The sequence below is a fragment of the Streptomyces katrae genome (assembly GCF_002028425.1).
Lineage (GTDB): Bacteria > Actinomycetota > Actinomycetes > Streptomycetales > Streptomycetaceae > Streptomyces > Streptomyces katrae_A.
The window spans coordinates 76,465-87,246 of sequence record NZ_CP020044.1; the positions used below are offsets into that span (position 1 = coordinate 76,465).

1 protein-coding gene is annotated in these 10,782 nt (G+C 74.9%); it reads right to left on the minus strand.

What is annotated here, in order from left to right; genetic code table 11:
* Positions 1–119 precede the first annotated feature (119 nt).
* Positions 120–10,457: a type I polyketide synthase gene (locus B4U46_RS35790; protein WP_237293460.1), complete on the minus strand. Its 10,338-nt coding sequence runs from the start codon at positions 10,455–10,457 to the stop codon at positions 120–122.
* Positions 10,458–10,782: the final 325 nt, after the last annotated feature.

A 10,782-nucleotide genomic window follows, 5' to 3' on the forward strand; every position in this document is an offset into this window, starting at 1 on the left:
CCGGTCCAAGCCTGCGGTGCCGCCCCGGATGGGGGCGGCCGGGGCCCCGTCGGGGGGCCGGTGGGGTCATGGGTGCGGTGTGGTCCCGTCGCCGGGACCACACCGGGTGGCCGGCCGGGTCAGGACAGGCCGAGTTCGTCGTCGAGCAGGTCGAAGAGGTCGTCGGCGGTCGCCGATCCGATCTCGATCTCGTCGGCGGAGGTGCCGCCAGGGGTGGACCGGACGTCGGTCCAGGCGCTCTGGAGCTCGCGCAGCCGCTGGGTGACCTTCGCGCGGTCCTCGTCGTCGGCGGGCACCTGTGCCAGTGCCTTCTCCAGCCGGTCGATCTCGCCGAGCAGGCCGAGCGCGGTGACCTCCTCCTCCTGGAGCAGTTCGCCGCGGATGTGGGCGGCGAGCGCTTCGGGGGTGGGGTGGTCGAACACGAGGGTGGCCGGCAGGCGCAGGCCGGTGGCCGCGTTGAGGAGGGTGCGCAGTTCGACGGCGGTCAGCGAGTCGAAGCCGATGTCGAGGAAGCCGCGGCTGACGTCGACGTCGTGGGGGGAGGCGTGGCCGAGGATGGCCGCCGCCTGACCGCGGATCAGGTCCAGCAGGACGGTGTCCCGTTCGGGTCCGGGGGTGTCGAGCAGCCTCTGCCGCAGCGAGGCCGCGCTCTCGGCGGCGGGGGTCTGCCGGGCGGCCGAGGGACGCCGGGGGCGTCGGACGAGGGCACGCAGTAGCGGCGGCACCTCGCCGGTCCGTCCGGCGGCCGTGCCGGGGTCGAGGCCGATGGGCACAGCCACGGCGCGGCCGGCGGCGCCCGCCCGGTCGAACAGGGCGAGGCCCTGGTCGGCCTGGAGGGGGGTCATGCCGGAGCGGGCGAAGCGGCGTACGTCGTTCTCGTCGAGGCGGCCGATCATGCCGCCTTCGGCCCAGGGCCCCCAGGCCAGCGACAGCGCGGGCAGGCCCATGGTGCGGCGGTGCTGGGCGAGGGCGTCGAGGAAGGAGTTGGCGGCGGAGTAGTTGGCCTGGCCGGGGCCGCCGAAGGTGCCGGCGGCGGAGGAGAACAGCGTGAAGGCCGTCAGGTCCCGGCCGGCGGTGAGCTCGTGCAGGTGCCAGGCCGCGTCAGCCTTGGGCCGCAGTACGCGGTCCAGCCGTTCGGGGGTGAGGGAGGGCAGGACGCCGTCGTCGACGGTGCCGGCGAGGTGCACCACCGCGCCGAGGGGGTGGTCGGCGGGCACGGCCGCGAGCAGGGCGCGCACGTCGTCGCGTACGGAGACGTCGCAGGCGACGACGGTGGTACGGGCTCCCGCCGCGTCGAGTTCGGCGACGAGTGCGTCGACGCCGTCGGCGGCGGGGCCTTGCCGGCCGGCGAGCAGCAGGTGGCGCACGCCGTGCTCGGCGACGAGGTGGCGGGCGACGAGCCGGCCGAGTTCGCCGGTGCCGCCGGTGAGGAGCACCGTCCGGTCGGGGTCGTAGTGCGGGCCGTCGGCGGGGTCGCCGCCGGGGCTTTCGGCGGGTGCGAGGCGGACCAGGCGGGGTGCGGCCGGGCGGCCTTCGCGGAGGGCGAGCTGGGGTTCGCCGGCGGTGAGCGCGGCGGGCAGCGCGGCGAGGGAGCGGGCGTCGCCGTCGGTGTCGACGAGGACGATCCGGCCTGGGTTCTCGGACTGCGCGGAGCGCACGAGGCCCCAGAGGGCCGCTCCGGGCAGGTCGTGGACCGGTTCGGCGGCGCGGGTGGAGACGGCGCCGCCGGTCAGCACCACCAGGGGGGTGCCGGCGAGGGCGTCGTCGGCGAGGGTGCGCTGGAGCAGGTCCAGGACGTGGCCGGTGGTGTCGCGGACGGCCTGCGGGACGTCGGTGTCCGGGGCGGGCGCCGTGGTGCGGAAGTCGGCGACGAGGACGGCGGGTACGTGCCCGTCGCGGTGGACGGCGGCGGTGGCGCCGGCCGTCCGCAGCGCGTCGAGGACGTCGTCCGCGCCGTCGCCGAGGACGGCCCAGTCCCCGGGGGATCCGGGGCCGTCGGGGGTGGTGACGTCCGTCCAGTCGACGGTGAAGAGCCGGTCGTCGCCGGCCGCTCCGGTCGCCAGCTGTTCGCGGGCGACGGGCCGCAGCACGAGGGAGTCGACGGTGGCGACGGGTGCTCCGGTGCCGTCGGCGAGGGTGAGGGTGACCCCGTCGGAGCCGGTGCGGCGGATACGGACGCGGACGGCGGGGGCGCCGGAGGCGTGCAGGGTGACGCCGGTCCAGGCGAACGGCAGGCGGGGCACGGCGGCGGTGTCCCAGTCCCCGGCGGTGTCGCCGAGGGTGCCGGGGGCGGACAGGCCCATGGCGTGCAGGGCCGCGTCGAGGACGGCGGGGTGCAGGCCGAACCGGCCCGCGTCGCCCGCCGCTTCCTGGGGCAGGGCGACCTCCGCGTAGACGGCGTCGGGGCCGCGCCAGGCGGCGCGCAGCCCCTGGAAGACGGGGCCGTAGCCGTAGCCGATGGTGTCGAGGTGGTCGTAGAGGCCGTCGACGGGTACCGGGGAGGCGTCGGCGGGCGGCCAGGCGGCGAGCGCGTCGTCGGGGCGCGGGGCCGGTGCGTCGGGGGCGAGGACGCCGCCGGCGTGCCGGATCCAGGGCGTGTCGTCGGCCGCGTCGGCCGGCCTGGAGTGGACGGTGACGGTGCGCCGGCCGGTGTCGTCGGCGGGGGCGACCCACAGCCGCAGGTCGCGGGCGGCGCCCTCGGCGAGCGTCAGCGGCGCCTCGATGGTGAGCTCTTCCAGGTGGCCGCAGCCGGTCTCGTCGCCGGCCGTGACGGCGAGGTCGACGAAGGCGGTGCCGGGCAGCAGGGCGGTGCCGGCGACGGCGTGGTCGGCGAGCCAGGGCTGCAGGGCGAGCGACAGCCGGCCGGTGAACAGCAGTTCGTCGGTGTGCGCGGAGGCCACGGCGGCGCCGAGCAGCGGGTGCGTGACGCGGCGCAGGCCGGCGGTGGTGACGTCGGCGGTGCCGGGGGTGGCGTGCAGCCAGTAGTGCTGGTGCTGGAAGGCGTACGTGGGCAGGTCGACGGTCTGGGCTCCGGTTCCGGCGAACAGGGCCGGCCAGTGCGGTTCGCTGCCGGTCAGGTGGAGGTGGGCCAGCGCGGTCACCGCGCTGTGCTCCTCGGGCCGGTCGCGGCGCAGCAGCGGCACGAACAGGGTCTCGTCGGCGCCGGCGGCCGGGCCGTCGGCCGCCGTGTCGGGCAGGCAGGTGCGGCCCATGGCGCACAGGACGCCCTGCGGGCCGAGTTCGAGGAAGCGGGTGACGCCCTGCTCGTGGAGGGTGCGCACGCCGTCGGCGAACCGTACGGCGTGGCGCAGGTGGCGCACCCAGTAGTCGGCGGTGGTGATCTCGTCGGGGTCGGCGGTGCGGCCGGTGAGGTTGGAGACGAGGGGGATGCGCGGCGGCGCGTAGGCGACCCCTTCGGCCTCCTTGCGGAAGTCGGCGAGGACCGGCTCCATGAGCGGGGAGTGGAAGGCGTGGCTGACGGTGAGCCGCTTGGTCCGCACGCCGCGTTCGGCGAGGGCCCCGGCGACGGCGGCGACCTGGTCCTCGGCGCCGGAGACCACCACGGTGCGGGGGCCGTTGACGGCGGCGACGGCCACCTGGTCGTGGTCGGCGAGCAGCGGCAGCACCTCGTCCTCGGAGGCCTCCGCGGAGACCATGGCGCCGCCGGCGGGCAGCGCGGCCATGAGCCGGCCGCGTGCGGCGACGAGCCGGGCCGCGTCCTCGAGGGTGAACACCCCGGCGACGTGCGCGGCGGCGATCTCGCCGATGGAGTGGCCGAGCAGCTGGTCGGGGGTGATGCCCCAGTGCTCGACGAGGCGGAACAGGGCGACTTCGACGGCGAACAGGGCCGCCTGCGCGAAGTCGGTGCGGTGCAGCAGCGCGGCCTCGGCGGTGTCCTCGGCGGCGAAGAGCACCTCGCGCAGCGGGCGCTCCAGGTGCGGGTCGAGGTGCGCGCAGACCTCGTCGAACGCGTCCGCGTAGGCGGGGTGGCGGGCGTACAGCTCGCGGCCGGTTCCGCTGCGCTGGGCGCCCTGTCCGGTGAACAGGAACGCGGTGCGGCCGGCCGCACCGCGGCTGCCTTCGACGACGGTGCCGCGCAGGACGCGGGGGTCGGTCAGGCCGTCCGCGAGGGCCCTGAGTCCGGCGAGGAGGCCGTCGCGGTCGTCGGCGAGGACGACCGCGCGGTGCTCGAGGGCGGCGCGGGTGGCCGTCAGCGAGTACGCGACGTCGAGGGGGTCGGGGAGCGCGCCGCCGGCTGCGGTCGCGGTCGCCGCGTAGGTGTGCAGGCGGTCGGCCTGGGCGCGCAGGGCGGCCTCGGTGCGGCCGGAGACGACCCACGGCAGGAACCGGCCCTCGGCGGGGGCACGGTGTCCGGCGTCGGTGTCGGTGTCGGTCGAGGTGTCGGTGGTCGTGCCGGGGGCCGTGGGGGCCTGTTCCAGGATGACGTGGGCGTTGGTGCCGCTGACGCCGAACGAGGACACGCCGGCCCGGCGGGCACGGCCGCTCTCGGGCCACGGCCGGCCCTCCGTGAGCAGGTCCACCGCGCCGGAGGCCCAGTCGACGTGCGGCGAGCGGGCGTCGGCGTGGAGGGTGGGGGGAAGCTGCGCGTGCCGCAGGGCCATCACGGTCTTGATGACGCCGGCGACGCCGGCGGCGGCGGCCGGGTGGCCGATGTTGGACTTGACGGAGCCGAGCCACAGCGGTTCGCCGCCGGACCGTTCCTGCCCGTAGGTGGCCAGGAGGGCCTGCGCCTCGATGGGGTCGCCGAGCACGGTGCCGGTGCCGTGCGCCTCGACGGCGTCGACGCCGGCGGGCGTCAGGCCCGCGTTGGCGAGGGCGGCGCGGATGACGCGCTGCTGGGCGGGGCCGTTGGGGGCGGTGAGGCCGTTGCTGGCGCCGTCCTGGTTGACGGCGGAGCCGCGGATGACGGCGAGGACGCGGTGCCCGTTGCGTTCGGCGTCGGAGAGCCGCTCCACGAGGAGCATGCCGACACCCTCGGACCAGCCGGTGCCGTCGGCGTCGGCGGAGAAGGCCTTGCAGCGGCCGTCGCCGGACAGGCCGCCCTGGCGGGCGAACTCGGCGAAGACGGCGGGCGTCACGTTGACGGACACGCCGCCGGCCAGCGCCCGGTCGCATTCGTCGTTGCGCAGGGCCTGCACGGCGAGGTGCAGCGCCACGAGGGAGGACGAGCAGGCCGTGTCGACGGTCACCGCCGGGCCCTCGAGGCCGAGGGCGTAGGCGATGCGGCCGGACATCACGGCGGTCTGGGTGCCCGTCAGCAGGTATCCGGCGACCTCGTCGGGCAGTTCCCGCACGTCGGAGGCGTATCCCTGGTAGGAGGCGCCGACGAACACACCCGTGCGGGTGCCGCGCAGGCTGCCCGGGTCGGTCGCGGCGCGCTCGATGGCCTCCCAGGAGGCTTCGAGGAGGAGGCGCTGCTGGGGGTCCATGGCGAGGGCCTCGCGGGGCGAGATCCCGAAGAAGCCGGGGTCGAAACGGCCCGCGCCGTCGAGGTAGCCGGCGTCCAGGGTGTGGTCGCCCTCGCGCAGGGGGCCGCCGTCGGTCGCGTCCACGTTCCAGCCCCGGTCGCGGGGGAAGGGGCCGATGGCGTCCACGCCGTCGGCGACGAGCCGCCACAGCTCCTCGGGGGAGGTGACGCCGCCGGGGAACCGGCAGCTCATGCCGACGATCGCGATGGGCTCGTCGGTGGGGCGCGGGGCGCGCTCCGGGACGGCGGACGCGTCGGCGGGGGCCGCCGGTCCGTCGTCGCCGAGCCCGTCGAGGACGTGGTCGGCGATCTCCCCGGCGGTCGGGTAGTCGAAGACGAGGGTGGTGGGGAAGCGCAGCCCGGTCGCGGTCGCGAGCCGGTTGCGCAGGTCGATGGTGGTCAGCGAGTCGAAGCCGAGCTCCCGGAACGGGGTGGTCCCGGTGATCCCCGAGGCGTCGGGATGGCCGAGCACGAAGGCCGCCTCGGTCCGTACGAGTTCCAGCACGCAACGGCGCCGGTCGGCCGCGGACAGCCCCGCGAGCCGGGCCCGCAGACCGTCGCCGGCCCCGGACGCGGCGCCCGCGCCGACGGTGTCGTGCGCGGCCGCCTCCTCGGCCAGGGCCCGTACGGCGGGCAGTTCGGAGAGGAGCGGGCTGGGCCTGGTCACCGTGAACACCGGCTCGAAGAGCTCCCAGCGCACGTCGCACACGGTGGTGGTGGCGTGGTCCCGGCCGACCGCGTGCCGCAGCGCGGCGACGGTCAGGGCCGGGTCCATCACGGGCAGGCCGCGCTTCTCAAGGGCCTCCTTCGCGCCGTCTCGTACGGACATGCCGCTGCCGCCCCAGGGGCCCCAGGCGACGGAGGTCGCCACCTGACCGCGCGCCTGACGCCACTGCGCCAGAGCGTCCAGATACGTGTTCGCCGCCGCGTACGCACCCTGGCCACCGGAACCCCAGACGGCAGAAATCGAGGAGAACAGCACGAACGCGTCCAGCTCCCCGGCCCGGGAGGGCTCACTGAACAGGGCGTCCAGATGACGGGCACCCTCCACCTTCGCCGCCAGAACGCGGGCGTACTCCTCCGCCGAACCCGCCATCAACGCGTTCAGCTGCTCCACACCGGCCGCGTGCACGACACCCCGGACCGGGCCGTCCACCTCCAGACCCTCCACGAGCGCACGAACCTGACCGGCATCAGCCACATCACAGGCCACAACGGACACCCGCACCGCATCGGAGCCGAGCTCGTCCGCGAGCTCCTTCGCACCAGGCGCATCAAGTCCCCGACGGCTGGTCAGCACCACGTGCTCGGCGCCTTCGGCCACCAGCCAACGCGCCACATGCGCACCCAGCGCACCCGTACCACCCGTCACCACAACCGTCCCGCGCGGACGCCAACCCTCGGAATCGGACGAGGACGGCTCGGCCGGCCGCAGGCGACGGCCATAGACACCCGCCGCACGCACGGCGACCTGGTCCTCGTCCGAGGAACCCGACAGCAGCCCCCGCACACGAGCGGCAGCCCGCTCGTCCAGCACCTCGGGAAGGTCGACCAGACCACCCCAACGCCCCGGGTGCTCCAGGGCCACGACCCGGCCCAGACCCCACACCAGGGACTGCTCCACACCCTCCGCACGCAACGCGTCCGAACGGCCGATCGACACGGCACCCTGCGTCAGCGACCACAGCGGCGCCTCGCACTCGGCATCACCCAGAGCCTGGACCAGCTCCAGCGTCCCGACCAGGCCACGCAACGACACCACACCCGTGACACCGTCCACCAGCCCGGCCACACGCCCGGCAAGCTCCACCCGGCCCTCACCCGAAGGCACGACCACAACCCGCCCGGCCAACGCACCGGCCACCCACTCGGTCAGCGGACCGTCCTCGTCCGCCACCACCAGCCACGAACCAGCCGACTCCGTCGACGCCGGCTCGGCCAACGGCTTCCAGGCGACCCGGTAACGCCACCCGTCCACCGCCGACTGCTCACGCCGACGCCTACGCCACGAAGACAGCGCCGGCAGCACAGCACCCAGCGAACCGCCCTCGACGTCCAGGGCCTCGGCCAGAGCACCCAGGTCCTCACGCTCCACCGCCGCCCAGAACTCCGCGTCGGCGGCGTCGGCTTCGGCGGTCGGGGCCGGGGACGCCGGGTCCTCGGACGGCTTCAGCCAGAACTCCTGGTGCTGGAAGGCGTACGTCGGGAGGTCCACGTTCCGGGCGCCGGTCCCGGCGAAGAACGCCGCCCACTCCACCGGTGCGCCGTGGACGTAGGCCTGGGCGGCGGCCGTCACGGCCGACTCGGCCTCGTCGCGGCCCTTGCGCAGCACCGGCACGAACACGCCGTCCTCGACGCAGTCGGCGCCCATCGCGGCCAGCACGCCGTCCGGGCCCAGTTCCACGAACCGGGACACGCCCTGCGCGTGCAGGGTGGTGACGCCGTCGGCGAAGCGGACGGCCTCGCGGACGTGCCGCACCCAGTAGTCGGGCGAGCAGAGCTCTTCCGCGGAAGCCACCTCACCCGTGAGGTTGGAGACCACGGCGAGGGTCGGGGCGGCGAAGGCAATCGACGCCAGGACGGTACGGAATTCGTCCAGCATCGGGTCCATCAGCGGCGAGTGGAACGCGTGGCTCACCGTGAGCCGCTTGGTCTTCACACCCCGCCCGGCCAGCAGACCCGCGATGGCGGTCACCGAGTCCTCGGCACCCGAGACCACGACAGAACTCGGCCCGTTGACGGCCGCGATACTCACGTCCTCGTACGCGGCGACCAGCTCGGCCACCTCCGCCTCGGAAGCCCGCACCGACAGCATCGCGCCACCCTGCGGCAGCGCCTGCATCAGCCGGCCGCGGGCGACGACCAGACGCGCCGCGTCAGAGAGGGAGAACACCCCGGCGACATGCGCGGCGGCGATCTCACCAATGGAGTGCCCGAGGAGATAGTCGGGGCGCATGCCCCAGCTCTCCACGAGCCGGAACAGCGCCACCTCGATCGCGAACAGCGCCGGCTGCGTGAACTCCGTACGGTCCAGCTCAGCAGACTCGCCGGCGAACATCACCTCCCGCAGCGAACGCCCCAACACCGGGTCGATCTCCGCACACACGGCATCCAGCGCCTCCGCGAACACCGGGAAGGCCGCATACAGCCCGCGCCCCATCCCGGCGCGCTGCGCACCCTGACCCGTGAACAGGAAACCCGTCCGGCCGGTGCGGACCGTGCCGCTGACCACGCCGGACCGTGAGCTGTCGTCGGCCACGGCCGCCAGCCCGGCGACGTGGTCGGGGCCGAGGACGACGGCACGGTGGGTGAACGCGGTGCGCGTGGTGGCCAGGGCGTGGCCGATGTCGGTGGCCGCGGGGGCGGTTGCGGTGTCGGCGAAGGCGCGGGCGAGGCGGTCGGCCTGGGCGCGCAGGGCGTCCTCGGTGCGGCCGGAGACGATCCAGGGCAGGAGGCGGTCCGGTACGGCGGGGTGGCGCGGGGCGGTGCCCGCGTCCTGCGCGGACGCGACCGGCTCGGCGGGCTCGGCGGATTCGACGGCCTCGGCGGGCGGGGCCTCTTCGAGGATGAGGTGGGCGTTGGTGCCGCTCATGCCGAACGAGGAGACGCCGGCGCGGCGCGGGCGGTCCCCCGCGGACCAGTCGCGGGCCTCGGTCAGCAGCCGGACCGCGCCGGCGCTCCAGTCGACGTGCGGGGTGGGCTCGTCCACGTGGAGGGTCTTGGGCAGCATGCCGTGCCGCAGCGCCTGGACGATCTTGATGACGCCGCCGACGCCGGCGGCGGCCTGCGTGTGGCCGATGTTGGACTTCAGCGAACCGAGGTGGAGCGGCCGGTCGTCCGGGCGGCCCTGGCCATAGGTGGCGAGGAGCGCGTCGGCCTCGATCGGGTCGCCGAGGGTGGTTCCGGTGCCGTGCGCCTCGACCACGTCCACGTCGGCGGGGGTGAGTCCGGCGCTGGTCAGCGCCTGGAGGATGACGCGCTGCTGGGAGGGGCCGTTGGGGGCGGTGAGGCCGTTGGAGGCGCCGTCCTGGTTGACGGCGGAGCCGCGGACCACGGCGAGGACCGGGTGGCCGTTCCTGCGCGCGTCGGAGAGGCGCTCCAGGACGACCACGCCGACGCCTTCGCCCCAGGCGGTGCCGTCGGCGGCGCCGGAGAACGCCTTGACGCGGCCGTCGGCGGCCAGGCCGCCCTGCTGGCTGAAGCCGAGGAAGGCGGCGGGGGTGGACATCACGGTGGCACCGCCGGCGAGGGCGAGTTCGCACTCGCCGGCCCGCAGGGCGCGGACGGCGAGGTGCATGCCGACGAGGGAGGTGGAGCAGGCCGTGTCGACGGAGACGGCGGGGCCTTCGAGGCCGAGCGCGTAGGCGATGCGGCCGGAGACGACGCTGGCGGCGGTACCGGTCAGGAAGTAGCCGGCGGTCTCGGGCGGCGCCTGCTGGAGCAGGGTCGCGTAGTCCTGGCTGGTGGTTCCGACGAAGACGCCCGTGGCGGTGCCGCGCAGCGAGGCCGGGTCGATGCCGGCGCGTTCGACGGCCTCCCAGGAGGTTTCCAGGAGGAGGCGCTGCTGGGGGTCCATGGCGAGGGCCTCGCGCGGGGAGATCCCGAAGAACGCGGCGTCGAACTCGCCGGCGTCGTGGAGGAATCCGCCCTCGCGGGTGGCGGAGGTGCCGGCGGCGGAGCCGTCGGTGCCGAGGAGCCGCTCCAGGTCCCAGCCCCGGGTACGGGGGAAGCCGGAGATGGCGTCGGTACCGTCGGCCACCAGGCGCCAGAGGTCCTCGGGGCTCTCGACGCCGCCGGCGAACCGGCAGCCCATGCCGACGACGGCGATGGGCTCCTGCTGCGCCGATTCGAGATCCTTCACCCTCTGTTTGGTCTTGGCCAGATCGGCCGTGACCCACTTGAGGTAATCCCGAAGAGTTTCTTCGTTCGCCATCCAGTACCACCCCTGGGAAACGACCAGCCAGCTCAATTAATGGAAAAGCTGCCCGATATTCGCGACGCATTCCAGTTCTCTCGTCGACCCTATTGGCGCAGCCTGTGCGGCAAATTTATGGTTCGCCGAAGCGGCCCGACAACCCCTAACAGTCCCCCTGGAAACCCCTCTAGACGGCCTTTTCGAGGGGCTCGTTCGAGCATGGGAAGTGCCGCGGTAGCACGCCGCAAGTGCGGCGCAAGAGCACGGCGGAGGCAGGACCTGACAGGGTCGGACGGGGCACGGAAAAGAAAAGGGCGCGGGGCGCCGGGAATTGAATTCCCGGCGCCCCGCGCCGCGTTCGCCTTTCGGTCCGGACGGA